Origin of the sequence: Dactylosporangium fulvum, from assembly GCF_025137375.1 — a bacterium.
Lineage (GTDB): Bacteria > Actinomycetota > Actinomycetes > Mycobacteriales > Micromonosporaceae > Dactylosporangium > Dactylosporangium fulvum.
In genome coordinates this window covers 4,302,150-4,327,545 of record NZ_CP073720.1, presented here as the reverse complement: position 1 = coordinate 4,327,545, position 25,396 = coordinate 4,302,150, and the positions used below count along the sequence as shown (strand labels likewise).

General features: G+C 71.7%; 27 protein-coding genes. 18 read left to right on the top strand and 9 right to left on the bottom strand.

The genetic code is table 11. The annotated features are described in order from the left end of the window. Positions 1–649: 649 nt before the first annotated feature. Entirely contained in the window at positions 650–2,503 is a 1,854-nt protein-coding gene (locus tag Dfulv_RS20445; protein WP_259865692.1) for a DUF4118 domain-containing protein, read from the top strand. A 224-nt stretch (positions 2,504–2,727) separates the two neighbouring features. Beyond that, on the top strand, positions 2,728–3,120 hold the full coding sequence (locus Dfulv_RS20440; RefSeq protein ID WP_259867784.1) for an iron chaperone: 393 nt from the start codon (positions 2,728–2,730) through the stop codon (positions 3,118–3,120). 119 nt (positions 3,121–3,239) lie between these two features. Here Dfulv_RS20440 and Dfulv_RS20435 read toward each other — a convergent pair whose 3' ends face one another. Further along, complete coding sequence (locus Dfulv_RS20435; protein WP_259865690.1) at positions 3,240–3,833, bottom strand: GNAT family N-acetyltransferase; 594 nt, start codon at positions 3,831–3,833, stop codon at positions 3,240–3,242. A 335-nt stretch (positions 3,834–4,168) separates the two neighbouring features. Between Dfulv_RS20435 and Dfulv_RS20430 the strand changes: the two genes are divergently transcribed. From Dfulv_RS20430 to Dfulv_RS20420, 3 genes are all read left to right on the top strand, one after another. Next, complete coding sequence (locus Dfulv_RS20430; RefSeq protein WP_259865688.1) at positions 4,169–6,493, top strand: CHAT domain-containing protein; 2,325 nt, start codon at positions 4,169–4,171, stop codon at positions 6,491–6,493. 71 nt (positions 6,494–6,564) lie between these two features. Then, positions 6,565–7,008 (top strand): alpha/beta hydrolase-fold protein, encoded by a 444-nt coding sequence (locus Dfulv_RS20425; RefSeq protein ID WP_259865686.1) that lies wholly within the window; start codon positions 6,565–6,567, stop codon positions 7,006–7,008. 103 nt (positions 7,009–7,111) lie between these two features. Further along, positions 7,112–8,179: a lysylphosphatidylglycerol synthase transmembrane domain-containing protein gene (locus Dfulv_RS20420; protein WP_259865684.1), complete on the top strand. Its 1,068-nt coding sequence runs from the start codon at positions 7,112–7,114 to the stop codon at positions 8,177–8,179. Positions 8,180–8,308: 129 nt separating this feature from the next. On the opposite strand, the gene Dfulv_RS20415 is transcribed toward Dfulv_RS20420, so the two are convergent. Beyond that, entirely contained in the window at positions 8,309–8,710 is a 402-nt protein-coding gene (locus tag Dfulv_RS20415) for an Imm32 family immunity protein (protein WP_259865682.1), read from the bottom strand. Positions 8,711–8,892: 182 nt separating this feature from the next. Between Dfulv_RS20415 and Dfulv_RS20410 the strand changes: the two genes are divergently transcribed. From Dfulv_RS20410 to Dfulv_RS20395, 4 genes are all read left to right on the top strand, one after another. After that, the gene (locus Dfulv_RS20410) at positions 8,893–10,494 is read left to right on the top strand and encodes a serine/threonine-protein kinase (RefSeq protein ID WP_259865680.1); all 1,602 of its coding nucleotides are present in this window, start codon (positions 8,893–8,895) and stop codon (positions 10,492–10,494) included. Between the two features lie 35 nt (positions 10,495–10,529). After that, positions 10,530–11,810, top strand: a complete 1,281-nt coding sequence (locus Dfulv_RS20405; protein WP_259865678.1) for an FAD-binding oxidoreductase — start codon at positions 10,530–10,532, stop codon at positions 11,808–11,810. Then, a complete protein-coding gene (locus Dfulv_RS20400; RefSeq protein WP_259865676.1) occupies positions 11,810–12,940 on the top strand; it encodes a serine hydrolase domain-containing protein in 1,131 nt (376 codons plus the stop codon). Before Dfulv_RS20405 ends, Dfulv_RS20400 begins: the two co-directional genes overlap by 1 nt. Before the next feature lie 79 nt (positions 12,941–13,019). Beyond that, the gene (locus tag Dfulv_RS20395; protein ID WP_259865674.1) at positions 13,020–14,105 is read left to right on the top strand and encodes an aldo/keto reductase; all 1,086 of its coding nucleotides are present in this window, start codon (positions 13,020–13,022) and stop codon (positions 14,103–14,105) included. A gap of 55 nt (positions 14,106–14,160) precedes the next feature. Here Dfulv_RS20395 and Dfulv_RS20390 read toward each other — a convergent pair whose 3' ends face one another. Then, entirely contained in the window at positions 14,161–14,460 is a 300-nt protein-coding gene (locus Dfulv_RS20390; RefSeq protein ID WP_259865672.1) for a DUF1330 domain-containing protein, read from the bottom strand. A gap of 119 nt (positions 14,461–14,579) precedes the next feature. Here Dfulv_RS20390 and Dfulv_RS20385 point away from each other — a divergent pair, with 119 nt between their 5' ends. Genes Dfulv_RS20385 through Dfulv_RS20375 form a run of 3 tightly spaced genes read left to right on the top strand, consistent with a single transcriptional unit; the run spans position 14,580 to position 15,900 of the window. After that, a complete protein-coding gene (locus Dfulv_RS20385) occupies positions 14,580–14,903 on the top strand; it encodes an ArsR/SmtB family transcription factor (RefSeq protein WP_259865670.1) in 324 nt (107 codons plus the stop codon). Position 14,904: 1 nt separating this feature from the next. Next, positions 14,905–15,369 carry an SRPBCC family protein gene (locus tag Dfulv_RS20380; RefSeq protein ID WP_259865668.1) on the top strand — a complete coding sequence of 155 codons (465 nt, stop codon included), beginning with the start codon at positions 14,905–14,907 and terminating at the stop codon, positions 15,367–15,369. Between the two features lie 3 nt (positions 15,370–15,372). Further along, a complete protein-coding gene (locus Dfulv_RS20375) occupies positions 15,373–15,900 on the top strand; it encodes a dihydrofolate reductase family protein (RefSeq protein ID WP_259865664.1) in 528 nt (175 codons plus the stop codon). Positions 15,901–16,141: 241 nt separating this feature from the next. Here the strand turns inward: Dfulv_RS20375 and Dfulv_RS20370 are convergent, their stop codons facing one another. Next, on the bottom strand, positions 16,142–16,339 hold the full coding sequence (locus tag Dfulv_RS20370; protein ID WP_259865662.1) for a histidine phosphatase family protein: 198 nt from the start codon (positions 16,337–16,339) through the stop codon (positions 16,142–16,144). A 904-nt stretch (positions 16,340–17,243) separates the two neighbouring features. Then, entirely contained in the window at positions 17,244–18,080 is an 837-nt protein-coding gene (locus Dfulv_RS20365) for an aldo/keto reductase (protein ID WP_259865660.1), read from the bottom strand. Positions 18,081–18,174: 94 nt separating this feature from the next. Between Dfulv_RS20365 and Dfulv_RS20360 the strand changes: the two genes are divergently transcribed. From Dfulv_RS20360 to Dfulv_RS20350, 3 genes are all read left to right on the top strand, one after another. After that, positions 18,175–18,768, top strand: a complete 594-nt coding sequence (locus Dfulv_RS20360) for a TetR/AcrR family transcriptional regulator (protein WP_259865658.1) — start codon at positions 18,175–18,177, stop codon at positions 18,766–18,768. A gap of 82 nt (positions 18,769–18,850) precedes the next feature. Further along, complete coding sequence (locus tag Dfulv_RS20355) at positions 18,851–19,636, top strand: alpha/beta hydrolase (RefSeq protein ID WP_259865656.1); 786 nt, start codon at positions 18,851–18,853, stop codon at positions 19,634–19,636. A gap of 32 nt (positions 19,637–19,668) precedes the next feature. After that, on the top strand, positions 19,669–20,757 hold the full coding sequence (locus Dfulv_RS20350) for a MerR family transcriptional regulator (RefSeq protein ID WP_259865654.1): 1,089 nt from the start codon (positions 19,669–19,671) through the stop codon (positions 20,755–20,757). Positions 20,758–20,786: 29 nt separating this feature from the next. Here the strand turns inward: Dfulv_RS20350 and Dfulv_RS20345 are convergent, their stop codons facing one another. The 3 genes from Dfulv_RS20345 to Dfulv_RS20335 form a co-directional block, all read right to left on the bottom strand. After that, positions 20,787–21,272 carry a nucleoside deaminase gene (locus tag Dfulv_RS20345; RefSeq protein ID WP_259865651.1) on the bottom strand — a complete coding sequence of 162 codons (486 nt, stop codon included), beginning with the start codon at positions 21,270–21,272 and terminating at the stop codon, positions 20,787–20,789. Between the two features lie 71 nt (positions 21,273–21,343). Further along, positions 21,344–22,207 carry an alpha/beta fold hydrolase gene (locus Dfulv_RS20340; RefSeq protein WP_259865650.1) on the bottom strand — a complete coding sequence of 288 codons (864 nt, stop codon included), beginning with the start codon at positions 22,205–22,207 and terminating at the stop codon, positions 21,344–21,346. Continuing rightward, entirely contained in the window at positions 22,204–22,788 is a 585-nt protein-coding gene (locus tag Dfulv_RS20335) for a TetR/AcrR family transcriptional regulator (protein ID WP_259865647.1), read from the bottom strand. The genes Dfulv_RS20340 and Dfulv_RS20335 overlap by 4 nt, the downstream gene beginning before the upstream one ends. Positions 22,789–22,898: 110 nt before the next feature. Between Dfulv_RS20335 and Dfulv_RS20330 the strand changes: the two genes are divergently transcribed. Next, complete coding sequence (locus tag Dfulv_RS20330) at positions 22,899–23,219, top strand: PadR family transcriptional regulator (RefSeq protein WP_259867783.1); 321 nt, start codon at positions 22,899–22,901, stop codon at positions 23,217–23,219. Next, on the top strand, positions 23,219–24,307 hold the full coding sequence (locus Dfulv_RS20325; protein ID WP_259865643.1) for a hypothetical protein: 1,089 nt from the start codon (positions 23,219–23,221) through the stop codon (positions 24,305–24,307). The genes Dfulv_RS20330 and Dfulv_RS20325 overlap by 1 nt, the downstream gene beginning before the upstream one ends. Here the strand turns inward: Dfulv_RS20325 and Dfulv_RS20320 are convergent. Continuing rightward, complete coding sequence (locus tag Dfulv_RS20320) at positions 24,291–25,094, bottom strand: metallophosphoesterase family protein (protein WP_259865640.1); 804 nt, start codon at positions 25,092–25,094, stop codon at positions 24,291–24,293. The two genes, Dfulv_RS20325 and Dfulv_RS20320, sit on opposite strands and share 17 nt — an antisense overlap. Positions 25,095–25,107: 13 nt before the next feature. Here Dfulv_RS20320 and Dfulv_RS20315 point away from each other — a divergent pair, with 13 nt between their 5' ends. After that, positions 25,108–25,278, top strand: coding sequence for a hypothetical protein (locus Dfulv_RS20315; RefSeq protein WP_259865637.1), 171 nt, complete (start codon positions 25,108–25,110; stop codon positions 25,276–25,278). Positions 25,279–25,396 lie beyond the last annotated feature (118 nt).

Genomic DNA, 25,396 nt, shown 5'->3' with positions numbered 1-25,396 from the left:
ACCCAGCCGACATTGCACGTGCTGTGCAATCTGACCCGTGCACAGGCTCGTACGTGCCCAGATGCAGTTGCGGCCCTCCGGCCAGCACCGACGACAGGTCGTGTCGCGGTAACCTCCGGCGGGCACTGGAGGTTCCTGGTGCCGCCCAACAAGCGCCATCCCTGCACGAACGTCACGTGCAGGGATCCTGAGATACCTAACGTAGCCTCAACATTGCTCCACGTCGACCCCTATTACTCCCAGGTCGTACTCATGCCTGGGCCACGCGCTGCGCAGCGGCGTGTGCCAATCGCCTTTTGGATCAACGTCGTCGCTGATCAATCCCTGTTGTGTTGCTTCCGAGCGGTGCACGTCGCTACAACACCAAATCGGCCGGGGTGCCGCCGCGTGCGGTCCGTACGACCGCGTCCCGTTGCGTCACAGACCGACGGGGCCGGTCGGACCGGTGCTCATCTGCCAGTGGTCGTCGCCCGGCCGGACGGCGGACATCGTCCACGGCGCCATCGGCCTGGCCGCCGAGGGCCTCTTCGCGGGCGTCGGACCCGAGGCGCCGGTCCTCGGTGAGGCCTTCCGGTCCGTGCGGCCACCGGTGCAATACCGCAAAGGTGATCATTCGAACGATCCGGAACAACCTGGATAAGATCGAATCATGCGTTCGGACTTCCTGTTGCGAATGGTGCGTCCGGCGCCCCCACCCATTGGAGTGGGGATCGCGGTCGCTGTCTTCATGGTCACCGCGGAGACCCTCTTGATCTATCCACTCGAGACGGTCACAAGAGGGCCGTCCCTGGCCATGATCTACCTGCTCGGCGTCGTCATGGTGTCGATGGTGTGGGGACTGGCGCTGGGATTCGCCATATCAGCGGCAAGCGTCCTGGCATATGACTTCTTCCATGTTCCACCCATTCTGGGGTTCGCCGTCTCCGATACCCGGGACTGGGTCATGCTCGCCCTCTTCGCCGGAGTCGCTTTGGTGACCGGCGCCTTGGCGGACCTATCCCGACTGCGAGTCGCACAGGCCCAGGAATCCGACCTCACAGCCGAGTTGGCCGGTCTGCTGCTCAACACGGACGACGTCGCCGCCGCGCTGCCCGCGGCCGCACAACGGATCGCGCACGCGCTCGATCTGCCGGGTGTGGCGATCACGCTCGAAGCCGTCCCCGGCGACGGGCAGCATTCGGTATTTCCGCTGCGCGACGGCGCGACCTCGCTCGGGACCCTGCAGGTCCCTGCCGGCATGCCTGAGGCGTCGCAGCGGCGCCTGCAGGAGAAGGTCGTCCCGTCGCTCGAGTCGCTGCTACGCGCCGCCCGCGAGCGCGCGGCCATACTCGACTCCCTCAGAATAGGGCGCGACGAGCTACGGCTGCTCGCCCATCAGCAGGCCGCGTTGCGGCGGGTGGCGACGCTCGTCGCGCGTGGCGCCAGTCCGACCGAGGTCTTCGCCGCGGTCACGGCAGAGGTCAGCCGACTCCTGGGCGCGCGATACACGACGCTGTTGCGCTACGAGCCCGACGCCACGGTCACCGTCGTCTCGACCAACCAGCCCACACTGATGTCGTTGGTCCACAGCCGCTGGCCGGCCAGCAACGGCAACATCGCAGGACTGGTGCGCCGAACCGGTCGCGCCGCCCGGATGGACAACAACGAAGACACTGCCGGCCCCGGCACCCGCGAGCGTGAACCGGGCATCCGTGCGGTGATCGGTTCGCCGATCGTCGTCGGGGACCGGCTGTGGGGCGTTGTCGTCGTCTCGTCAGAGCCAACCGAGCCCTTGCCGCCCGACGCGGAGGAACGCATCAAGGACTTCACGGACCTCGCCGCCACCGCCATCGCGAACGCCGACAGCCGCGCCGAACTCATCGCGTCCCGTGCCCGTATCGTCGCCGCCGCCGACGAGGCACGTCGGCGCATTGAACGCGATCTGCACGACGGCGCCCAGCAGCAGCTCATCTCAATCGGGCTTGAGCTGCGCGCGACCGAGCATTGCACGACGCTTGAGCAAGTCAAGGCACAGGTGTCGGATGTCTCGACAGAGCTCAAAAGCATGCTGGAGAATCTGCGGGAAATCTCGCGCGGCATTCACCCCACGATGCTGACCACGGGTGGACTGGAGCCGGCACTCAAGTCGCTCGCCCGCCGTTCTGCAGTGCCGGTGGAACTTGACATCCAGCTCGATCAGCGGTTGTCTTCGAGCGTCGAGGTGGCCGCCTACTACGTCGTGTCGGAATCACTGACAAACGCGGCGAAGCACGCACACGCGTCGCTCGTGCACATCGTCGCAAAGCGCCAAGGCGAGACGCTTCAGCTCGCGATCCGCGACGACGGAGTCGGAGGAGCCAACCCTGACAAGGGATCCGGACTCACGGGCCTGATCGACCGAGTGGTGGCACTCGGTGGACACATGACGATCACGAGTCCTACGGACGGCGGGACATCATTGTCGGCCGCCATTCCGATCCGCCACACCGACCCGGCCGCTCCCCCTGCTCCCGTCAAACGCTGAAGGAAGACCCTGTCCAGCAGCCGCGCCGGTCGGCGATCGACCCGCCCCGTCCGCGACGGAGCAGCAGGGCGGCTGAGCACCGGCGGCAAACGGTCAGTTTCGGAGAAGTCGCTGCTACGAGGGCTCCATAGTATGAGGGTCAGCCCGATCAAGACCCGCAGCGGAGGAAGCCTGCCGTGAAGGACACGAAGTACGACGGATTCACCGACGAGGAACGCAGCGCGATGAAGGAGCGCGCCCATGAGCTGAAGGCATCCGCGCGTCGCGGCTCGCGCGCGGCCAAGGTGGGCGAGGAGAGCGCCGTGCTCGCGAAGATCGCCGAGCTGCCGGAGCCGGATCGCATCATGGCCGAGCGACTCCACACCATCATCAAGGCCAGCGCCCCGACCCTCACGCCGAAACTCTGGTACGGGATGCCCGCGTATGCCAAGGACGGCAAGGTCGTCTGCTTCTTCCAAAGCGCACAGAAGTTCAAGACGAGGTACGCGACGCTCGGCTTCAACGAATCGGCGAACCTCGACGACGGCACCATGTGGCCGACCGCCTTCGCGCTGACGGAGTTGACCGCCGACAACGAGGCGAGGATCGGCGCGCTCGTGAAGCAAGCGGCGAGCTGAGCTCGACGCGGCCGGCCGGGCCGTCCTCGCGCTCGGCGCCACCCGTCTCGACGGCGGTGGCCCCAACTGGCGGGTCTACGCCGACCGGCCGGCAAGCCCTTCTGTCTATTGTGGACTGCCTAGTCGGTGTCGATGCCCCAGAGGTCGCGGAACGCCGCCGAGTGCACGGCGTGCACCTCGCGCTCCAGATCCGGATCGTATGGCGTGATCCGGACCCCCTCGGCGGGTGTCACGACCGGCGGCGGCGTAGTGGGCGCCGTCATCGCCAGGAAGTAGCGGCCGACGGTGAACCCGAACCGTTCGTACAACCGGATCGCGGACGTGTCGGCAACACCGGCGACGACCTGGGCCAGCCACTCCGCGTCCGGCGCGACCTCGGCGTGCCGCACCGCGGCCCGGTCGAGCTGCCAGGCCAGCACCTCCCGGCCGATCCCCGCCCCGCGCCGGTCGGGGTGCACCCCGCCGATCAACTCGACCCGGTGGCCGCCCTCGGGTGGCAGCGGCACCAACGCGGCGGCCACCAGCCGCCCCTCCGCGTCGGTGATCACCAGCGTGTCCGACTCCAGGTCCTTGACCTCGTTGTTCACCACGTCGTCGATCTCGGCGGCGACGAGTCCTCCGCGCCCGCCACCGGCCTCGGCGACAAGGTTGATCAGATCGGCAACCGCCGCCGCGTCGCCGGCACGGTAGGCGCGTGCGTGGAAACCCTTCACCCACTCACCGTATGAGGCATCGCAACCGGATTGCCGTGGTGCGCGTCAGGGCCGGCAGCGTTGCACCGCCGCCTGGACCAGCCGGTCGTCCGTCGCGGACTTCCGGAATCGACCGGGCACTCAGCGGAACATTGCGGCCGTTCGGCGAGTACGGCGCCCGGGGTGACGCGGGGTACAAACGTGCCAGACGTCCGTACGAAAGGCGGCATGGGTGGCGCTGACATTCGTCCACGGGATCGGCGATCGCTGACCGCGACGCGCAGGAGGCCCCGCACACTGCCCGAGGTGTCCTGAGCGGCCCGAGCGACGCGGACGACACACCCGCGGTGCGCGCCATGCTCGCGGTGGGCGCCGCCATCAACGACCTGGCGGAAGGCGGAGCCGGCACGCACCGGCTCGTCACCGCCGTCGAGGAGCTGGCCGGCCACGCCGTCGACGACCCGGAGCTGCTGGTCCACGTGGAGATGCTCCGGCTCACGGCCGAGATGTTCCGCGCCCGCGAGGACCGCGACCTCGCGACCCTGACGGCCCTGCCGGGGCGCGTCGCCGAGCTGCGCGAGCGGGTGGGCCCGGACTCGCCGTACGAGGACGACCTGAAATCACTGGCGACGCTGACGGAGCTCATGGCACTCAGCGCGACCGGGCGGCCCGCCGACCTGTTGAAGGCGCTGCCGCGGCTGCTGCGGCTCAAGGGCCCGCCCGGCTTCGCCACGGCGGTGCCGGTGCTGGGCGACGCCTTCGGCGGGACGGTGCGCGACCGCGACCTGGCCAAGCTGCGGCGGGAGGCGGTCACCGGGAAGCTGAGCCCGCCGGAGCGGGCCAACCTGCTGGGCCAGCTGGGATTCGTCAACGCGAAGCGGGGCGCGGACAACCCGGCGCTGTTCTCGGTGGCCGTCCTCGATCTGCGGCGGGCGGTCCGGGAGTCGCCGGCCGGCGACATCCACCGGGCGTTGTACCTCACCGTGCTCGGCGACACCCTGCTGCAACGCGCCGTGGCGACCATGGCCGCCCCCACGCCGCTGCGGCGTTGGCTGCTCCGGCCCTCCCTGCGCCCACGGGCCGGCGCCCGCGCCGACGTCGGCGAGGCGGTCGCGGTCCTGGAGGAGGCACTCGACACCGCCGGGTGGCCGGGGCACGCCTTCTGGTCGATGGCGGCGGTCACGCTCGGCGCCGCGTACCGGCTGGCCGGCCGCCCTGCCGACGCACGTGACGTCGGCCTGCGCGGCCTACGCGGCCACGCCTGGCGGGCGCTGCTCCAGCCGGACACCGCGGCACGGACGGCCGCGGTCAAGTACGCGTCACCGGACGCGATGACGGTCGCCGGCTGGCACATCACGGACGGCGACGCGGCGGGCGCCGCCGTGGCGCTCGACGCCTGCCGCGGCCTCATCCTGCACGCCGCCACCGAATACGCCGACGTGCCGACCCGGCTCGCCGCCGTGGGCGCCGAGGAGCTGGCCGCGCAGTGGCGGGCACACCCCGGGGCGCTCGACGAGGTCCCGATCGAGCTGCGCCGCGCGGCCCTGCAACGGCTCACGACAGCCGGGGGGCTGCTGGACCCACCGCCGGAAGCCGAGGTCCGGGCGGCCCTCACGGCAGTGGGCGCGGACGCCCTGGTGTATCTGGTACCTCCTGACGCCGGACCGGCCGCGGCCGTGATCGTCCCGGCGGCGGGTCCGCCGACGATCCTCCCCCTGCCGCGGCTCACCACCCTGCCGGGCACCCCGGCAACCGACCCCGCCGCCGACCCGGCCCGGGATCTGGCCGCGATCGTGCGGCAGCCGAATCAGCTCGGGACGCTGTGCGACTGGGCTTGGGACGCGGCGATCGGCCCGCTGCTCGACACCCTCGGCACGCCCGCACCGCGCCTGGTGCTGGTGCCGATGGGCGAGCTGGCCACGGTGCCCTGGCACGCCGCACGGCACGTCGTCGACGGCCGGCCCGAGTACGCGATCGAGCGGGCCGTCTTCTCCTACGCCGCCTCCGCCCGGATGCTGTGCCGGACCGCCGACCGGCCCGCCACCGCCATCGAACCGGCCCTCGTCGTGGGCGACCCGGACACGGCCGGCGCGGCCACGGCGTTGCCGGCCGCACGCGACGAGGCGCTCGCCGTCGCCGGGCTCTACCGCGACGCCACCTACGTCGGGCGGCTCGCCGACGGCACCCCGAGCCCGGCCGGTGCCGGCACCCCGGAGGAGGTGCTCGGCTGGCTCGCCGACGGGTCGGCAGGACCCGGCGGCGTGCTCCACCTCGCCTGTCACGGTGTCGTGATCGACGGCGCCGGCACCCAGGACACGTCCTACCTGCTCCTCGCCGGCGGCCGGCGACTCGCCGCCGAGCGGCTCGCCGCCACCATGGCCACCCATGCGGCGCGCCGGCCCGCGCTGGTCGTCCTGGCCGCCTGCAGCAGCGGCGTCTCGGGCCGCGGCTGGGACGAGGCGTTCAGCCTCAGCACCACGTTCCTGGCCAGTGGTGCCGGGTCGGTGGTCGCCGCACACCGGAGCCTTCCCGATCAGCCCACCTCCGACCTCATGGTGCTGTTCCACCGGTACCTCCTGGTCGAGGGCCTGGCTCCGGTGGACGCCCTCCGCGCGGCGCAGCTGGCGTTCCTGGACCGCGACGTGACCGACTGGGCCGGCGTCGTCCACTACGGACGCTGATCCCGCTGCCGGAGGAGGGCGGGCTGTTCCAGCTGACCCCGCACCCGCACATCATCGGGCACCGCTCCCGGGTGCTGGCGCTGCGGGAACTGTTCTTCGACAGCGGCTTCCTCGACACGGTGTGCGAGGAGATCGTGCCGTGGGCCGCGACGGCGCTGGGCATCACCGTCCGCCCAGAACAGACCACGGTCAGTGGGGTCGGCGCCGGCGCCGGCATGGCCCTGTACGCGGCGCTCACCCGTCCCGACGTGTTCACCTCGGTCATCACCCAGGCCGCGCCGTGCGGTACCGCGGTCGGCGGTGACCGGCCGGGCTGGCTGATCGACGCGCTGGCCACCACGGCGCGTGTACCTGAGGCAGGCGACCTGGAGACCGACGCCATCGTCGATCCTGGACAGCGCCGTGACCAGGGACGACACGACGACGGCCGCCCCCAGATCTGGTCGGTGCGCGCGCAAAAGGGGCCGAAGCCCGGGCGACGGAGACCGATCAACGCAACGCCGAACTGGTCGTAGGTACCCGCGACCTGATCTTCCGGCTCGATCGGCGTGATCAGCGCAACTGAGGGGCGACTGAGAACGGGCACAGATTATGACCGGGAGGTGGGACAGTCGTGTCATGAAGGGCAACCGGAAGCGGGTGCTGCGCATCGCCGCGCTCCTGGTTGTCCTGGTGGTCGCCGGCATCACGCTCGAGGACAACCTGCCCGCCCCGAGACAGATGCTCACCACGCTGACCTCGGCGGATCCGTGGTGGCTGCTGCTGGCCGCAGTGGCCGAGCTGACCTCGCTGCGGCACTTCGCGTTGCAGCAGCGCCGGCTGCTCGCCGGCTTCGGGGTGCCGATGTCGGTGCCGCGCGCCGTCGCCGTGACGTTCACCCGCTCGGCGATCTCGTTCAGCCTGCCCGCGGGCTCGGCGGTGTCCGCCGGGTTCGCGTTCCGTCAGTTCCGCACCGCCGGCGCGAGTCGCCGCACGGCAGGCGCGGTGGCGGTCCTGTCGTCCGTGCTGTCCGGCGTGGCGCTCGTACTCATGTACGCCGTGGTGGTACCGATCCCGTCCCTCTTCGGCAGCGGCCGGGCCGCCGGCAACGGCGACACGCTCGTCCTGGTCCTGGCCCTGCTGGTCGTGGCCCTGCTCGTGTTCGCGTTCGACTTCTGGCTCTCGCCGCGCTCCGGCCGGGGCTCCTCACCCGGTGTGCCGCAAGCCGACGACGACGACCACCCCGGCAGTGACAGCACCCACGAGCGACGCGGCAGGGGCGTCCGGGACTCGGTCCGCCGCACGGTCGCCGACCTGCGCGGCCTCCCCCGCCGCTCGTGGGTGCTGTCACTGCTGCACGCCACCGTCAACTGGGGGCTCGACTTCGCCTGTCTCGCCGCGACCACCGCGGCGTTCGGCATCGACGTGAGCCTGATCCGGCTCGCCACCGTCTACCTCACCGTGCAACTGGTCCGCCAGATCCCGATCAGCCCGGGCGGGATCGGCGTCGTCGAGGTCGCCCTGCTCGCGGGTCTCGTCTCGGCGGGTGCGGCGCAGGGCCCGGCCGCCGCCGCGATGTTCGTCTACCGCCTGCTGTCCTGCTGGATGATCATCCCGCTCGGCCTGCTCGCCTACGCCACCCTCCGCCGGCGCCGCCCGGTGGAGCCGGCGGAGCCCTCGACCCCGGCGATGGCAGGCCAGAGCTAGGTAACGATGTCGACGCCACCCTGCGCTGCGGCGAGCGCGGCCACGGCCGCGGCGTCGAGGACCCGGCCCTCGACGCGGCTGCGGGTCGTCGGCGCCGCGGCGACCCAGGCCATGGCCGCGGCGTCACCCTCAGATGAGGTCGGCGACCGGCCAGTCCGCGGTGATGACGAGGGGCTGGCTGTCCGGCGAGCGGAACACGTCGTCCGGGCCGAGGTACTCGATGTGCTGGTGCCGCTCGACGCCGCGCTCGGTCGCGGTCTCGGCCTCACCCGCGACGCCGTCGAGCGCGTCCCACACGAGGCCGAGGGTGTCGTCGCCGCCGGACAGGTGCAGGGCGGGGCCCGCCTGTAGCCGGACGGTCAGCGGGCCGGCGGACACCTCCTGGACCACCAGGCCGTTGCGGATGCGGACCTCCGTGGTGCCGGGCGCGCCACGCAGCGCCTTGGCCAGGCCGCGCAACGCTGCCGGGGGACCGGCCAGGTCGAGGTTGGCGCCGTGCACCCGGAGCCGGCACTGCTGAGCATCGTCCATGCGGGCCATTCTGCCGGTTACGGCATGATGCGCGCGGCGCGGGTCAGCGGATACCGTTCACCGCGCCCCTCGCGGCGCTCACCCCATGGACGGAGCGAACGACCGGGCGAGCCGTAACCCCGACGCCGGACAACCGGTTGGGGGATGTGGATCATCGATGTCTGCAGGCCGGGGAAGATCAGATGAGCAGTACGCAACCGTTCAACAGGACCCAGCGGGCGCGGCCGGCGCGTGCGGTGAACAGTTCCCCCGGTCGGTTCGGCCCGCGGCGTGAATCCGTTGCGGCGGCGCGGCAGCTCCTCGACGGTCGCTACCGGATGGAGGGGCTGCTGGGCAGCGGCGGCATGGGCACCGTCTGGCGCGGCCATGACCTGCGGCTGAACCGGCCGGTCGCGATCAAGTTGCTGTCCGGCGGCGGCCTGGGCCGGTCCACGGCGATGGAGCGTTTCGAGCGCGAGGCGCGTGCGGTGGGCCGGCTCTCGCATCCCAACGTCGTCCGGGTGTACGACTTCGGCGTCCAGGACGGCGATCCGTACCTGGTCATGGAGCTGATGGACGGCCCGACGGTGGCGGAGCTGCTGTCGGGCGGCCCCCTGCCGGTCGCCGACGTGCTCACGCTGGCCGCGCAGATCTGCGACGGGCTCGGCGCCGCGCACGCGGCCGGGATCATCCACCGGGACGTCAAGCCGGGCAACCTCATCCTGGCCGGGTCCGGGGCGGTGAAGATCTGCGACTTCGGTGTGGCCCGGCTGCTGGACACCGCCGGGCAGACCGCCCTCACCGGGACGGCCGTCGCGGTGGGCAGCCCGGAGTACATGGCACCCGAGCAGATCACCAGCGGACCGGTCGACGCCAGGAGCGACCTGTACGCGCTGGGCTGCACCATGTACGCGATGCTCGCCGGGAGTCCGCCGTTCGCGACCGGCACCAGCTACGGCATCGTCCACCAGCACCTCACCGAGGCACCGCAACCGCTGCACGTCCACCGTCCCGACGTGCCGCCCGCCGTGGCGGACCTGGTCGCCGATCTGCTGGCCAAGGGGCCGGACGAACGCCCGCAGGACACCGCCGCGGTCCGTGCCCGGATCGCCGCGGCGGCAGATCCGGCGGCGCGTGCCGCACAGGTCCCCCGGCCCCGGTCGGCGATCCTGTCGCGGACGGCGGCGCCGGCCGACGATGTGACGGCGGCCCGACCCGCCGGCGCCCCACCCGCCGAGCAGCGACCCCGGAGACGCCGGCTGTGGCTCGCGGCGGCCACCGGCGCGACCGGCCTCGCCGCGGCGGCCCTCGTCATGCTCCTGCCTCCGGCTGTCCAGCCCGGACCGGAGCCCGCGGCGCCGCCCGCGGCCACCGGCAACGCCCCGGCGGCCGACGGCCCGGCGCCCGGCGCGACCCACGTGACCGTGGCACCGACCGCAGGCTCCGCCACGACCCTGGCGCGCACCCAGTCACCGCCGGCGGACGCCTCGCCAGTGTCTTCGGCGAGCACCCCGCCGCCGGCGCAGCCGGACCGGATCGTCGCGTTGCGCCGGGCCGTGCGGCAACTGGCCGACGCCGGGGACCTGGACGCGAACACCGCCGCGGACCTGAACCACATGATCGACGATCTCGCGGCGTCGATCGCCACCGGCGACCCCGCCGGCGAGGCCCGCGGGCTCGGAGCGCTGCGCGGCACGGTCACCGCCCTGTACCGGGACGGCAAACTGGACCGCGGCGGCTACGCGGTCCTCAACACCTACGTCGCTCAGGTCGCCGGCGACCCGGCAGCAGAAAGGGCGGCGTAAGGAAACTGTAAGTCCGCCCCAGCAGGGTGAGCGTCATGGGGACATCGGACGCCGCGCACGAACTCCGAACACGGTTCGCCGGGCGGTTACTACTGCCCGGCGACGACGCCTACGACCTGGCCCGACGGGCGCACGACCCGGGGCTGGACCCGCACCCGGCGATCGTCGCCGAGGCCGCGGGCGCGGACGACGTGGTGGCCGCGCTACGCACCGCCCGGCATCACGGCCTGCCGTTCGCCGTGCAGGCCACCGGGCACGGCACGCTCCGGCCGGCCGACGGCGCGCTGTTGCTGAAGACCTCGGCCATGGACGACGTCCGCGTGGACCCGCAGCGGCAGACCGCGCGGGTCGGCCCCGGCACCCGCTGGGCCGCGGTGATCGCCGCCGCACAGCGGTACGGGCTGGTACCGCTGGCCGGTTCCGCCGGCGACGTCGGCGTGACCGGCTACACGCTGGGCGGCGGCCTCAGCTGGCTCTCGCGGCGGTTCGGGTTCGCGGCCGACAGCGTGCTGTCCGCGGAGGTGGTCACCGCCGACGGCCGGCTGCTGACGGTCGGCCCGGACCAGCACGCGGACCTGTTCTGGGCGCTGCGCGGCGGTGGCGGCAACTTCGGCGTGGTGACGGCGCTGGAGTTCCGGCTGTACCCGCTGACCGAGGCGTACGGCGGCACCCTGCACTTCCCGGCGGAGCGGACCGGCGACGTCCTCGCCTGGTACCGCGACCACGCTCCCGGCCTGCCACCGGAGCTGAACGTCGTGGTCGCGGTACAGCCCGGCTCGGTGGCGGTCCGCGGCCTGTTCCTCGGAGCTCCGGCCGACGCCGAGCGGTTGCTGCACCCGCTGCGGCAGGTCGCCGGGCAGCCGGTGACCGGCGGGTTCGAGCGCCTGACCGCCGAGCGGTGCTTCACGCTCGGCGACGTCGCGCCGCGGCAGGCCGACCTGTACGCGGGCCTGCCCGACGAGGTGGTCAAGCCGGTGCTGGCGGCCGTCGAGGACGGCGCCGAGCCGGCGGTGGCCGCGGTGGAGTTCCGGCACTGGGGCGGCGCCATCGCCGACCCCGGCGACGACCCGGGGCCCGCCGGGCACCGCGACACGCCGTACTCCATCGTCATCGACGCGGCCGACGACGCACTGGCGCAGGTGCTGCGCCAGCACGCCACCGGCGGGTCGTTCCTGAACTTCCTCAACGACCCGAGCCGCGCCGCGGCCGCCTTCACCGAGGCCAACCTGCGCCGCCTGGCACGGATCAAACTGGCCTACGACCCCGACAACGTCTTCCGTTTCAACCACAACATCAACCCGGAAGGTTCTGTGTGATGAGTGAGATTCAGGAGCAGGTGCAGGCGGCCGTCGACGAGCTGGTCGCGTCCGGTGCCGAACGAGGGCTGCAGGCGGCCGTGTACCACCGCGGCCAGCTGGTCGCCGACGCCGTCGCCGGGGTCGCCGACGCGGCCACCGGCCGGGCGGTGGCATCCGACACGCCGTTCCACGCCACGTCGACCGGCAAGGGTGTGGCGTCCACCGTCATCCACGTGCTCGTCGAGCGCGGCGAGCTGGACTACGACACGCGGATCGCCGAGCTGTGGCCCGAGTTCGGCGTGCACGGCAAGGACCGCGCCACGGTCCGGCACGCCCTGACCCACACCGTGGGCGTGCCCGGGGTGCCGGTCGGCACCACGCCCGAGGACCTGTGCGACTGGGACCGCATGTGTGCCCTCATCGCCGGCGCCCGGCCGTGGTGGGAGCCGGGCACGAAGCAGGGCTACCACCCGCAGACGTTCGGCTACATCGTCGGCGAGATCGCCCGCCGGGCCACCGGGCGGCCGATCTCGGCGCTGCTGCGCGACCTGGTCGCCGAACCGCTCGGGGTCGCCGACGAGCTGTACTTCGGGGTGCCGGCGGCCGAGCAGCCCCGGCTCGCGCGGATGGAGGAGGCGGAGGGCGCCATGGAGATGACGCCGGAGATGTTCGCCGCGATGGCCGAGCAGGTGCCGTTCTTCCGGGTCGTGGACGGCTGGACGGCGGCGCCGCCGGCTGCCATGCCCACCGCCGACTACTGCAACCGGCCCGACGTGCTGTCCGCCGACATCCCGGCCGGTGGGGTGCTGTCCGCCCGGGCGGTCGCCCGCATGTACGCGGCGCTGATGGACGACGTCGACGGTGTGCGACTGATCAGTCCCGCCCGGCTGCAGGAGGTGACCGCGCCGGCGGTCAGCGGCACCGACGAGGTCGTCGGCTTTCCGGGCACCCGCACCCTCGGGTACGCCATCGGCTTCCCCGGCCCGCTGGACAGCCCGACGCTGTTCGGGATGGCCGGCAGCGGCGGCACGGCGGCGTACGCGGACACCGCCACCGGCATCGCGGTCGCGGTGTCCAAGAACCGGGTGAGCGCCGGCGACTACAGCACGTTCAACCGGATCGCGGAAGTAGTGACGAAGGCCATCTGAGCATTTTGGACTTGACGGTCCAATCCTGCCCAGGGCAGGGTTGGACCGTACAGTCCATTAATGCGACGGGACACCTCACATGAACGAGTACTACCTGCTCGGCCGCTCGGGGCTGCGGGTCAGCCGGCTCGCGCTCGGCACGATGAACTTCGGCACCGACGGCTTCCACGCCGCCTACGGCAAGACCGAGGCCGAGGCCGAGCCCATCTTCCGGCGCTACCTGGACGCCGGCGGCAACTTCGTCGACACGGCGGACTTCTACACCGCCGGGGAGAGCGAACGCATCCTCGGCCGCCTGATCACCGCCGCCGGCGTCCGGGACCGGATCGTGCTGACCAGCAAGTTCACCAACACCGTCGACCCGGCCGACCCCAACGCCAGCGGCAACGGCCGCAAGCACATGATCCGCGCCGTGGAGGCGTCGCTGCGCCGGCTCGGCACCGACCACCTCGACCTGTACCTGCTGCACACCTGGGACCGCATCACCCCCGTCGAGGAGGTGGTCCGCACCTTCGACGACCTCGTGCGGGCCGGCAAGATCCGGTACGCCGGGCTGTCCGACGTCCCGGCCTGGTACGCCGCACGGGCACAGAGCATCGCCGAGGCACACGCGCTCACCCCGATGATCAACCTCCAGTTGCCGTACTCCCTCGTCGCTCGCGGCATCGAGCCCGAGTACGTGCCGATGGCCCAGACGCTCGGGCTGGGGCTCACCGCGTGGAGCCCGGTCGGCGGCGGGCTGCTCACCGGCAAGTACCGCCGGACCGCGGACGGCCTGACCGGCGCGGGCCGGCTCGGCGACGGCGGCACGCCCCGGCCGGTCGGCGACCGCGACTGGCAGGTGATCGACGTCCTCGAGAAGGTGGCCGCCGAAGTGGGCCGCAGCATGGCCCAGGTGGCGATCAACTGGGTCGCCACCCAGCCGGCCGTCGGCTCGGTCATCATCGGGGCGAGCAACCCGGAGCAACTGGACGCCAACCTGGCCGCGCTGGACTTCGAGCTCCCGCCGGAGGCCCGCCGGAAGCTCGACGAGGCCGGCGCACCGCCCACGATCCAGCCGTACGGGATGTTCACCCCGCAGTACCAGTCCTGGATCGTGAGCCCGGGCCTGGGCATCGGCGACAAGCCGGCCGGTTACGCACCCCCGGTGTGGAACGGCGCCTGACGCCACCCGCGCTTCCGGGGCAGCGGCCGCCGCGCTGCGCACGGCGTGATCGTCGTCAGCGCGGTGCGACGTGCTGGACACGCATGATCTCGGTCCGTGCCACGCAGACCTCGCGCCGGGGTGCCATGGCGAGCCGGTCCGGGTCCCGCATGTACGCGTCGAGCGCGGCCTCGTCGGGCAGGTCGATGATCTGCACCTCGGCCGGGCGGTCGTCGCCCCCGTCGCGGTGCCGCACCCGTGCCACCAGCCGGGCGCCGTGGCGGCCGAGCAGCGTAAGCACGTCGTCCTCGTAGGCCGCCAGGTCGTCGAGCCGGCCATCAACCGCCCAGAGCATCACGCAGAGAGTCAACGACATCGGATCACCATAAAACGGCATCCGTCCGCGATTTTGCTGGCAGGGTTGACGTGAGGCTTGGCACAGGGCATATTCAACCTACAAGTTGATTAACCGAGCGGTTGAGAAGGGTGAAGCCAGTGGACCGGCTGAGCGAAGTGTTCAGCGCCCTCGCCGACCCGACCCGGCGGGCCATCCTGGCCCGGCTGGCGGAGGGCGAGGCAACGGTCAACCAGCTCGCCCAGCCGTTCCCGATCAGCCTCCAGGCCATCTCCAAGCACCTGAAGGTGCTGGAGCGGGCCGGGCTGATCACCCGCGGCAAGGAGGCGCAGTGGCGGCCGTGCCGCCTCGACGCAGGGCCGCTGCGCGAGGTGGCCGACTGGGTCGCCGGCTACGAGCGGCACTGGAAGCAGCGCTACGACCAACTCGGCGAATACCTGCGACGGATGCAGAAGGAGAACTGAGATGAGCGGCAACCTGACGGTGACCATGCCGTCCGACCTGGAGATCAAGATGGTGCGCGTGTTCGACGCGCCGCGTGCGCTCGTCTTCGCGGCGCACGCGAACTGCGAGCACCTCAGGCACTGGTGGGGCCGGGGCAACCCGCTCGACTGCGCGATGGACTTCCGCCCGGGCGGCACCTACCGCTTCGTCGAGCACGCGGACGGCGAGCAGTATGCGTTCCGCGGTGAGTACCGGGAGATCCAGGCCCCGGAGCGGATCGTGCAGACCTTCGAGTTCGAGGGCATGCCCGGCCACGTGTGCGTGGAGACCCTGGAGCTGACCGAGGAGGACGGCAAGACCACGGTCACCAGTGTCACCCGGTTCGACACCAAGGAGGACCGCGACGGCATGGCCGCCTCCGGCATGGAGGAAGGCTCCCGCGTGTCGTACGAGGCCCTGGCCGACTACCTCACGAAGCTCTCCTGAGCCATGGGCAAGGTCGTCATCACGGCGCAGATGTCGGCGGACGCGAGCATCGGCCCGTCCATCGGGTGGTACAAGCCCGGCGGTGAGCACGAGGCCGCCGGGGAGGACGAGGTCCGCCTCGCCGATGCGATGCTGCTCGGCCGCAAGACCTACGCGGCCCTGGCCCCCATCTGGTCGGCGACCACCGGAGCGTTCGCCGACCGGGTGAACAGCCTCCCGAAGTACGTCGCCTCGACGAGCCCGACCGGGCCGCTCGACTGGAACGCGACGCTCGTCAAGGGTGACCTCGTCGAGGAGGTGCGCCGGCTCAAGGCGCACCACGAGGGCAACCTGCTGACCTACGGGTGCGGCGAGTTCGCGTACAACCTGGTCAGGCACGGCCTCGTGGACGAGATCCACTTCTGGGTCCACCCGGTCGTGTGGAGCGAGGAGGCGCGGCCCTTCCACGGCCTCGGCCACATCCGGATGAAACTCAAGGACGCCACCGTGTTCGGCAACGGCGTCGTGCTGCACAACTACGAGCCGTTGTAGGTTGTCGCTCGGAGCCGCGGTGTCTCCTCCGCATGGTTCCGCTGCGAGACGTCAGTCGGCGGTGCGGAACCGGGGCGCCATTCGGCTGCGACCAACTCCCGCACGGTGAGCCCGTTGATCACCTGCTCCAAGGCCCGACAGGTCGTGCGGTGTCCGGCCCACCTGGTCGGCAGATCGGCGAGGAACCCCGCCACCCGCTGAATCGCCTGACCATGGCTCTCATCACTCGCGCAGCCGCCAGTCACACGGGATCGGCACCGACATGCCGATCCCGTGTGACTGGCGGCTGCGCCGCACGGCGCAGATCAGAGGCGAACACCGCGGCGATGCCGTCGTCACGTCGCCGCCGGCCCAACTCGGCGGCATTGACACGGCCGCGCGCACAGAGGCGTCCGTGCAGCCACCCGGTCGCGATGCCACGCTCGTTGTCCTCGCTCAAGCAGGGGTCTCGAAGACGATCTCGATCGACATCACCTGAAACTACGGGACGCTTCCACCTCTCAGCCCTCACGTCGGCCCGTCTCTACACCTGACCGTTCAGCGATGCCCTCTGACGCTCGGCGTTGCCGCGCGGGTCCCGGGCCGGTTGCGGCTCGTGATCGCGATACGTTCGCGATCACGAGGGCGCGGCGCCACAGTTTCATGATCACGGAGACTTGATGCAGCCAGGGAGCCTGTTGCGCAATTCGGATCCCTCGCGCGTCAACCCCGACAACCGCGCCGATCTTGGAGTTGTGGTCCTTGACAAATCCGGACAAATTCGGAGGTTCATGGCGCCACAACTCCAAGATCGGCGCGTAGTTGGGCCGCCAACACTGTCCCAGCGAATTACGCGACAGGCTCCAGGGGTGCACCAAGTCTCCGCGATCATATGAAGAATCACGTCAAGCAGTGCCGGGCCGCGCCGCCGAGCCGGACCGCGCCGCGCCGTAGTGCCGCGGCGTCCGTGGCCCCGATGGCGCGGAGTTGGCCGCGCTCCGCGCATGGCCCGACCCGGGTTGCTTGATCATCGGAAACATCTGGCTGCCCAGGCAACCCGAAGTTTCCCTTGATCTACCCACCGCAGCCACACCACCCGGCCAGGCCCAACCGCCGCACCCGTGATCGCGAACTTGCCGCGATCACGACCACAAACCGGCCGGAAACCACCACGACAACCCCATCGCTCATGATCACGGGAGGCTCCGCGCCGCTAAGCGAGCTGGTCCAGGCCGGGTGTTCGTGGTGGAAGGCCCGAGGCGATGTTCGGCGTCACCCGCGCCACGGCACACCGTCGCTTCACCGAGTGGACGAAGGCAGGGCTGCGACCGGCGCCGCACCCGGCCCAGCGTCAATGACGGCGCTCACGCGCCTCCCAGCGCATCCAACGCCGCCCGCACTTCGTCGTCGAGTTTCGCAGTCTCCGCCGCGACCAGTTCGCCGACGTGCGCGGGGTTCGCGGTCCCGGGGATCACCGCAACGTTGGGCGCCTGGTCGAGCAGCCATGTCAACGCCAAGGTCGCGGCCGCGATGCCGGACACGCGAGCCAGCGAAGCCAGAGGGGAGGAAGGTGCGGCGAGGGCGCCGTTGCCGAGTGGACGGTAGGCCAGGAAAGGGATGCCCGCACGTGTCGTTGCGTCGAGCACCTCTCGCCCGATGGCGTGTCCGAGCCGGAGCTCGTTCTCGACAGAGGCGACCGCAGTGACCTCGCTCGCCTCGCGCAGCAGGTCGACGGTGACGTTGGAGATTCCCACGTGCTCGATGAACCCTTCGTCGCGCAACTGGACCAGCGCGGCGACGGTCTCCGCGAACGGGACGGTCGTGTCCGGCATGTATCGCGCGTGCACGAGGTGCAGCGACTCGACCTGCAGCTGACGCAGATTGTCTAGCACCGCCTCCCGCACCTCCTCCGGGCGGCTCGCCGCCGCGAACCCACCGGTGGAGGTCCGCTTGGCGCCGACCTTGGTCGCGATGAGGAGGTCCTTCGGATACGGCCGGAGCGCTCGGGCAACAAGCTCGTTCGCCACCGCGGGTCCGTAGTAGCCAGATGTGTCGATCAACCTCACGCCGGCGTCCACGGCTGCGCGAATCGCGGCCATCGCTCGCCGCTCGTCGGTCGGCCGGCCCATCGCGCCGGGGCCGGCAAGCTGCATCGTCCCGTATCCGATCCGCCCAACCTCTCGTCCGGCGATCTCGATCACGTTCTGCATGCTGTCACTCCCTCAACATATGTGGACACGATGTCCGCTTATCAGCGTAGCGCAACCGGACGCGGTGTCCAGATAAGATCGGGGCATGAGGGAAAATCTGCTTGGTGAGCGTCCCGTGGAGCGCGCGGATGCGGCGGCCAACCGGCGTCGCATCCTGGCCGCCGCAGAGGATCTGTTCGCCATGTACGGACAGCAGGTGACGATGGCCCAACTCGCCGCGGCAGCGGGTGTCGGCCGGGGGACGCTGTATCGGCGCTACGAGAGTGTCGCGGCTGTCGCTGTTGCTCTCCTGGACGAGCACGAGCGCGAGCTGCAGAGCCGGATCCTGTCCGGCCCTCCCCCGTTAGGACCTGGCGCGTCACCGCACGATCGGCTGAATGCGTTCTTCGACGCGATGGTGGATCTACTCGAACGGCATCTTCCGCTCGCGCTGGGCGCGGAGATCGGTGCCAGCAGGTACGCGACCGGTGCGTACGGGTTCTGGCGAACCCATGTGCATACCCTGCTGACGGAGGCGGGCGTGACCGATCCGGCCTTGGCGGACATACTGCTCGCCCCGCTGGCACCGGACCATTTTCAGCATCTGCGCACGACACGACACTGCTCGACGCGAACGATCAAGAGCAGTCTGCACCACCTCAGTGGCCTCGTCCGCAAGTCACCATCGAGCTCACAGTGACGCCAGTTGCTCCTGTCACCGGCGCAGCCCGCGCGAACAGCATCGCCGGACGATGGGCGACGGTCCCCTTGGGAGGCAACTGATGGCCACCGGGGCCGCGCCGGGGCACGCCGACCGGCTGCTCACCCACGGCGACCGGCGCCCGCGAGCCGTCCTCATGCTGCACGGCTACACGCACAGCCCGGCACAGCTGGACGTCCTCGCCGGCCTGTTCTTCGACCGGGGGTACAACGTCAGCGTGCCCCGCGCGCCCCACCACGGCGTCGCCACGCCCGGCGCGCACGCCGCCGTCACCGTCGAAGGGCTGCTCGCCTACGCCGGCAACGCCCTCGACCTGGCCGCCACGCTCGGCGACGAGGTCGGGGTGATCGGGGTCTCCGGCGGGGCGGTGCTCGCCACCTGGCTCGCCGCCCACCGCGGCGACACCGTGAGCCGCCTGCTGGCCCTCGCGCCGCTCTACGCCCCGCACCCCGGCCGGATCCCGCCGGTGCTCCTGCGGCCGTTGATCCGGTTGTACGGCCTGGGCCTGCTCCCCGACCGGATCGACAGCCGGGGCTACTCGTACCGGGCCGTCGCCCGCTACCTGCGGATCGCCGCCGACCACCCGTCCCGGCCGCGGCCGGGCGCACTGCGCCACGTGGCCGTCGCCGTCTCGGCCGGCGACACGGTCGTCGACCGCCGGTCGGCGTTCGACGTGCCGGCCCGCCTCGCCGCCGCGGCGGGGGCGACACTGGTACAGGACACGCTGCCGGCCGAACTCGGCCTGGGCCACAACATCGTGTCGCCGATCGGCTCGGCCGACGACGCCCTCGCCCGGCGGTACCTGGCCCTGTACGAGAACACGCCGCTTGACCTTCCCCCTGGGTGAAGCCACAGCATCCGACCGGACGAGGAGGGGCGATGCGGGGCTTGCTGACGATCGGGGCGTTCGCGCGGGCGGCGCGGCTGTCGCCGAAGGCGCTGCGGCTCTATGACGAGCTCGGGCTGCTGCCGCCGGCCGAGGTCGACGGTGAGTCGGGGTACCGCCTCTACGACCCGGCGCAGCTGGACCAGGCGCGGCTCATCGCCTGGCTGCGCCGGCTGGGCATGCCGCTGGCCCGCATCCGCACGGTCTGCACGCTCGGCCCGGCGGCCGCCGCCGAGGAGGTCGCCGCCTACTGGGACGAGGTCCAAACCGAGACGACCGCCCGCGGCCGGCTCGCCACCTTCCTCGTCGACCACCTGTCGGGCAGGGCGAGTCCGGCGGGGGACGTCGCGCAGACGCTGGGCATCCGCTACGCGGCCCGGTCCGAGTCCGGGCTGGTGCGCACGAGCAACGAGGACACCGCGTATGCGGGCAGCCGCCTGCTCGCCGTCGCCGACGGGATGCGCGGCCCGGGCGGGGACCGGGCCAGCGCCGCCGCGGTCGACGCGCTGAAGCCGCTGGAAACGCTCGAGGTCCCGGCCGGTGACCTGCTCGGCGCGCTCGCGGACGCCGTCGGTGACGCCGACCGGGCGATCCAGGACATCGCCGCCGAGTCGCCGTCCGGATCGGCGATGACGACCCTGACCGCGCTGCTGTGGGCCGGTTCGCGGCTGGCGCTGGTCCACATCGGCGACACCCGCGCGTATCTGCTGCGCGACGGCGAGCTGTTCCGGATCACCGAGGACCACACGTACGTGCAGTCGCTGGTGGACGAGGGGCGGCTGACCCCCGAGGAGGCCGACGCCCACCCGCAGCGCTCCCTGCTGGTGAAGGCGCTGACCGGCGCCGGCGGCGCGCGGCCGGACTACTCGCTGCACGAGGCGGCGGCCGGCGACCGGTACCTGCTCTGCTCGGACGGCCTGTCCGCCGTCGTGCCCGCCGACGACCTGCGCGCGGCCCTGACCGGCGCCGGCGGCCCGCAGGAGGTGCTCGACGACCTGGTCGCGCTCGCATACGCGGCGGGTGCCCCGGACAACATCGCCTGTGTCGTCGCCGACGTGGTCTCCCTGGACCCGACACCCTGACGGCACGGGCAGCGCGGCTCCGGCACGGCTCACCCTGGCTGCAGGAAACGCCGTCGGTGCAGGTCGCGAACCTCATCCGCGAATGCCGGGACCGGTCCGTCGACGACCGCGGCGGGAACGACCTCGGTGATCGGCAGCGCGGCCACGGGCGAACCAGGGACTCCCCATTCCGTCAGCCACGAGACCAGCTGTGCGCTCGACGTCGCGTAGACGATCCGGCCGAGTCCGACCCAGCCGTGGCTCGCGGCGCACATCGGACAGTGTTCACCCGAGGTGTAGACCGTGGCCTTCGTGCGCTCCGAGGGGCTCAGGTGCTCGGCGGCCCAGCGCGATATCGCAAACTCGGGATGCCGGGTGGCATCTCCGTCCTTGACCCGGTTGCGGTCCTCGAACAGCACCACGCCGTTGCCCGAGACCAGCACGGAGCCGAACGGCTCGTCGCCGTCGTCGAGCGCCTCGCGGGCAAGATCGACGCACCGCCGAAGGTGGGCGAGGTCGGTATCGGTGATGCTCATCCGGTGCGCTGCTCCTCACCTGGTGTGCGGCATGGCATTCGCACAGTGAGCCCACCGTACTCGGCGTGCGGTCATCGGTGGCGGTGTTCCGGCGCCGCAGCTGCGACCTCGGCGAAGAAGCGGCGCAGGGTGTCCGCGACCAACGCCGGTGCCGTCATGGTCACGAAGTGCGACTGCCCCGGCCAGATGATGTGACGCGCCTGTGGCATCGCCTTCGCCAGGGCGTTCATCGTGGTGGGCACCGGCTCCCAGGTGTCGGCACCCTGCATCAGCAGGGTCGGCACGGTGATCGAGGACCACCGGGTGAGGTCCGTGCCGTCCCCGGCAAGCGCCTCGAGATCGTGCAGCCAGCCGATCGCCGATCGCCGCGCCTCGACCGGGTCGGGCGCCCGGTCACCCGCCGAGGCCGCGAACGCCGCGACGACCGCCGCCGGAACCCGTGTCACTTCGTTCAGCGCCGCAGCCATCGCCGGGGCGTCGTCACGCTCGAAGGCGGCACGGTACCGGTCGAGCAGGGGCACGATCTCCGCCCCGGCCGCGAAGAGCGGGGGCTCGAAGACGGCGAGTGAACGCAGGCCACCCGGGTCTGTCGACGCGGTGTGCAGCGCCAGGGTCGCGCCGTAGGAGACGCCGACGAGATGGACCGGCCTGCCCGTGGCCTCGCGCGCGGCCTCGACGACGGCGACCACGTCGGCAACCTCGTCCTTGAACGACTTGACTCCGGGTGGGACGTCGCTGGGACCGTATCCGCGCCTGGCCGGCATCCACGCCTCGTGGTCGGGGGCGAGCCGGTCGGCGACCGTGACCCAGGAGTGCAGCCCGCCGCCGGAGCCGTGCACGAGGACAACGGGGTCACCGGAACCCACCTGCCGGACCACCAGACGGGTGCCGTCCGCCGACCGCACGTACCGATCGTGACCCTCGGGGCTGTTCACCGTTGCTCCTTTGTTGCGGTCGGCCAGTTGCTCAGCGTCGTGTGGACCGCCTCGAGGAGGCTGCGCCACGACGCGTCGAGGTCACGGGGGTGCCCGAAGCCGTCGGCGGCCTCGAGGCTCGCGAAACCGTGCAACGTGCTGCGCACGAACCGGATCGCGTCGGTCAGCCCCGGCTCGTCGAGCCCGTATCCGCGCAGCATCGCGTAGCTCAGCTCGATGATGAGCAGGTGGCCCGCCGAGCTCTTGCCGACCTCGGGCGGCAGCGACAGTTGCGTCGCGGCGTACTGCCCGGGATGCGCCACGGCGAAGGCGCGGTAGGCGTCGGCGTATCCGACCAGGGCCTGCCTGCCGGATCGACCTGCCACGGCGAGCGCGATCCGGTCGCCGAACGCGGCCGCCGCGCGAACCGCGACCTGCTCGATCAGCGCGTCGCGACTGCGCACGTGGACATACAGCGCGGCGTCGGAAACCCCGAAGTGCCGGGCGACCGCCGCGACGGTCAACCGCGACAACCCGACCTCGTCCACCAGTTCGGCTGCGGCAGCCGCGACACGCTCACTCGTCAGGCCCAGGCGCGGCATACCGACCTTTTACCCCCTAACAAAAAACTTAGTAGTCCTAAGATAGCACACCTACGGTCTCACACTTGAACATAGATTGATCATTTATGTATGGTGCTGGCGTGGCGGCAATGCGCGAACCGACGTTCCTCATCCTCACGGCCCTCGCCGACGGGCCGCGGCACGGCTACGGCATCGTGCGGGAGGTCGACGACCTGTCCGGCGGACGGGTCCGGCTGCTCACCGGCACGCTCTACACCGCACTCGACCGGCTCACCGCGGAGGGCCTGGTCGAGCACGACCACGACGAGGAGGTCGACGGACGGATGCGGCGCTACTACCGGCTCACCACCGAAGGGCTCACCGCCCTGCGGGCCGAGACCGCCCGCCTGCGCCAGCTGACCACCGCCGCCGAGGCCCGCCTCCGCGCCGCCCGCCCGCGGACCGCGTGATGACCGGCCCGCTCGCCCGCCGGTACCGGCGGCGGATGTTCGCCTACCCTCGCGCGTACCGCCGATCGCGCGGCGACGAGCTGCTCGGCACACTCCTCGAGGCCGCGCCGCCGGGACGGACCCGGCCGACCCTACGGGAGACCGCCGACCTGGTCCGGCACGGCCTACGGGCCCGGATCGGCAGGCCGGCCAGCCGATCCGTCGTCCTCTGGGCCGTCCTCGCCACCGTCATCAGCGGCGTGTTCGGCGCCGCGTTCGCGACCCGGCTCGCGTGGGAGACGGCCCGGCCGCTGCCGAGCGCCGCCGAGGCCGAGGCGATGCTCGCCGGGATCGTGCCCGGGCAGCGGTTCGCCGGGGTCCAGGACGCGCCCGCCATGTTCGTCATCTACGGCTCGCCGCTGAGTTGGACCTCGGCCGACGACCTGCTGCTCGGCGACGGCGGCGAATACGGGCTCGCGTCGGTCGGCGGCGGGGTCGACGGCGTGCCGGACGTGCCGCCGCAGCAGATCGTCGACCAGGCCACCGACAACCTGCACGCACAGGGCTGGACGGTCTACCCGCCGATCATTCACAACCTGTACGACTGCATCGGCCCGCCCTGCGACCCGGACACGATCCCCACGTCCACGACCATCGTCGCCGAGCGCGGCGACACGACGTTCTCCCTGCAGGTGAACTTCGAGTCCACAGTGGACACAACCTTCATGACGGCACAGTTCCAGCGGGCGACGCCGTCCGCCGTGCACCCGTTCGGCGTCGCCGGTGGCCTCCTCACCGCCGCGGTCGCGTTCCTGCTGTTCGGCTGGGCGAGCCGCCGCACCGAGCCCGGCCATCCGGCCCGCGGCTCGGTGCTGACGCTGTTCGGCGTGGCCATGGCACTGTGGTGGGCGCCGACGCTGGTGGCGGTACCGTCGATGGCGGCACACCACCTCGACGAGCCGCACCCGTCGTGGCACCCGCTCTGGGAGTGGCTCGGCCAGCCCGCCCTGTCCCTGCCGTTCCTCATCGGCACCGGCGCGGCCCTGCTGGGGCTGGCGCTCGCCGCAATCCCCCACCCGCAGCCCGTCGCCGTCAGTCGGAAAACCTGAGCGCCTCCGCGTGGGCGGTCAGCTCCGCGACCGTCGGCGGCGCGGTGAGCAGCCCGGCGATCCGCTCCGCGGCCGGGTCGCCGACACTGCGGCAGCGTTCGATCGCGGCCGCGACCTCGAACGCGGTCCGCCGCAGCTCGACGTCCGGCCCGAGCAGCGCCCAGTAGGCGGTGCCCGGCTCCCCGTCGTGGTAGGGCAGGCCGACGCTGCCGGGATTGACGTTGCGCAGCCCGTCGACGGTACGGTCGAACTGGACATGCGAGTGGCCGCTGACAAGCGTCGGCTCGGCGAAGCAGGCACGGACCTCGGCGAGCCGATCGGCCGGCGTGCCCGGCGTGAGGATCTCGGTGTCGCCGCGCGGCGAGCCGTGACAGAACCGGACGGCGCCGAGCCCGACAACGTCGACGATCACGGTGAACCGGAACCCGGCAACCCAGTCGACCGCCCCGGCGGAATGCTGCCCCGGCATCCACGCTTCCCGCGGCGTCTCGGCCTCCCGCCCGCCACGCGCCAGCTCCACGACCGCACGATCGGCGTTGCCCCGCACGAACACGGCCCGCTCCCCGAGGCGCTGCACGATCTCGACGGTCCGCTGCGGCTCCGGCCCCCAGGTGAGGTCGCCGCAGAAGACGACGAGGTCGGCGGAGCGCACGTCGGGCTCATCGAGGACGGCGGTCAGCGCCGGCACGTTGGCGTGCACGTCGGAGAGCACCGCGACCCTGTCGACGGGCCCGAACCGGGGCGCGGGCCCCTCCCCTGCGGCTGGTCCGTGCAGCACAGGATCCATCACCACAGCGTAGATGCCGGCGGGCCGACCCCGCAGCCCCGCGCCGGACGTCCACCGCGATCGGCGGCGGCACGGCCGCTGCCGGCTGACCCATCCCGTGGTGCGCCGCCTCGTCGCGACGCGCCTGGGCGAGGTACACCGCCGCGCCCACAAGCTGGACCTCCTGACCAGCAACAACCCCTAACAAGATGCGGTCTTAACGAATGACCCGGGTTAGCGTGACCGAACGCGGCGCCCTGCTTCTGTTTGCCGTGGACCCTGCGCAGCAGCGAGTCGACGTCGATGAACGTGACCGCGCCGGC

Bases quoted from the DNA above. Each gene is read 5' to 3' on its own strand.
- Dfulv_RS20440 (WP_259867784.1), top strand. From the start codon at position 2,728: ATGAAGGAGCGCGCCCATGAGCTGAAGGCATCCGCGCGTCGCGGCTCG.
- Dfulv_RS20420 (WP_259865684.1), top strand. From the start codon at position 7,112: ATGAAGGGCAACCGGAAGCGGGTGCTGCGCATCGCCGCGCTCCTGGTT.
- Dfulv_RS20395 (WP_259865674.1), top strand. From the start codon at position 13,020: ATGAACGAGTACTACCTGCTCGGCCGCTCGGGGCTGCGGGTCAGCCGG.
- Dfulv_RS20350 (WP_259865654.1), top strand. From the start codon at position 19,669: ATGCGGGGCTTGCTGACGATCGGGGCGTTCGCGCGGGCGGCGCGGCTG.
- Dfulv_RS20325 (WP_259865643.1), top strand. From the start codon at position 23,219: ATGACCGGCCCGCTCGCCCGCCGGTACCGGCGGCGGATGTTCGCCTAC.
- Dfulv_RS20355 (WP_259865656.1), top strand. From the start codon at position 18,851: ATGGCCACCGGGGCCGCGCCGGGGCACGCCGACCGGCTGCTCACCCAC.
- Dfulv_RS20380 (WP_259865668.1), top strand. From the start codon at position 14,905: ATGAGCGGCAACCTGACGGTGACCATGCCGTCCGACCTGGAGATCAAG.
- Dfulv_RS20320 (WP_259865640.1), bottom strand. From the start codon at position 25,094: ATGGATCCTGTGCTGCACGGACCAGCCGCAGGGGAGGGGCCCGCGCCC.
- Dfulv_RS20400 (WP_259865676.1), top strand. From the start codon at position 11,810: ATGAGTGAGATTCAGGAGCAGGTGCAGGCGGCCGTCGACGAGCTGGTC.
- Dfulv_RS20410 (WP_259865680.1), top strand. From the start codon at position 8,893: ATGAGCAGTACGCAACCGTTCAACAGGACCCAGCGGGCGCGGCCGGCG.
- Dfulv_RS20390 (WP_259865672.1), bottom strand. From the start codon at position 14,460: ATGTCGTTGACTCTCTGCGTGATGCTCTGGGCGGTTGATGGCCGGCTC.
- Dfulv_RS20430 (WP_259865688.1), top strand. From the start codon at position 4,169: ATGCTCGCGGTGGGCGCCGCCATCAACGACCTGGCGGAAGGCGGAGCC.
- Dfulv_RS20415 (WP_259865682.1), bottom strand. From the start codon at position 8,710: ATGGACGATGCTCAGCAGTGCCGGCTCCGGGTGCACGGCGCCAACCTC.
- Dfulv_RS20345 (WP_259865651.1), bottom strand. From the start codon at position 21,272: ATGAGCATCACCGATACCGACCTCGCCCACCTTCGGCGGTGCGTCGAT.
- Dfulv_RS20335 (WP_259865647.1), bottom strand. From the start codon at position 22,788: ATGCCGCGCCTGGGCCTGACGAGTGAGCGTGTCGCGGCTGCCGCAGCC.
- Dfulv_RS20315 (WP_259865637.1), top strand. From the start codon at position 25,108: ATGCCGGCGGGCCGACCCCGCAGCCCCGCGCCGGACGTCCACCGCGAT.
- Dfulv_RS20405 (WP_259865678.1), top strand. From the start codon at position 10,530: ATGGGGACATCGGACGCCGCGCACGAACTCCGAACACGGTTCGCCGGG.
- Dfulv_RS20330 (WP_259867783.1), top strand. From the start codon at position 22,899: ATGCGCGAACCGACGTTCCTCATCCTCACGGCCCTCGCCGACGGGCCG.
- Dfulv_RS20445 (WP_259865692.1), top strand. From the start codon at position 650: ATGCGTTCGGACTTCCTGTTGCGAATGGTGCGTCCGGCGCCCCCACCC.
- Dfulv_RS20360 (WP_259865658.1), top strand. From the start codon at position 18,175: ATGAGGGAAAATCTGCTTGGTGAGCGTCCCGTGGAGCGCGCGGATGCG.
- Dfulv_RS20375 (WP_259865664.1), top strand. From the start codon at position 15,373: ATGGGCAAGGTCGTCATCACGGCGCAGATGTCGGCGGACGCGAGCATC.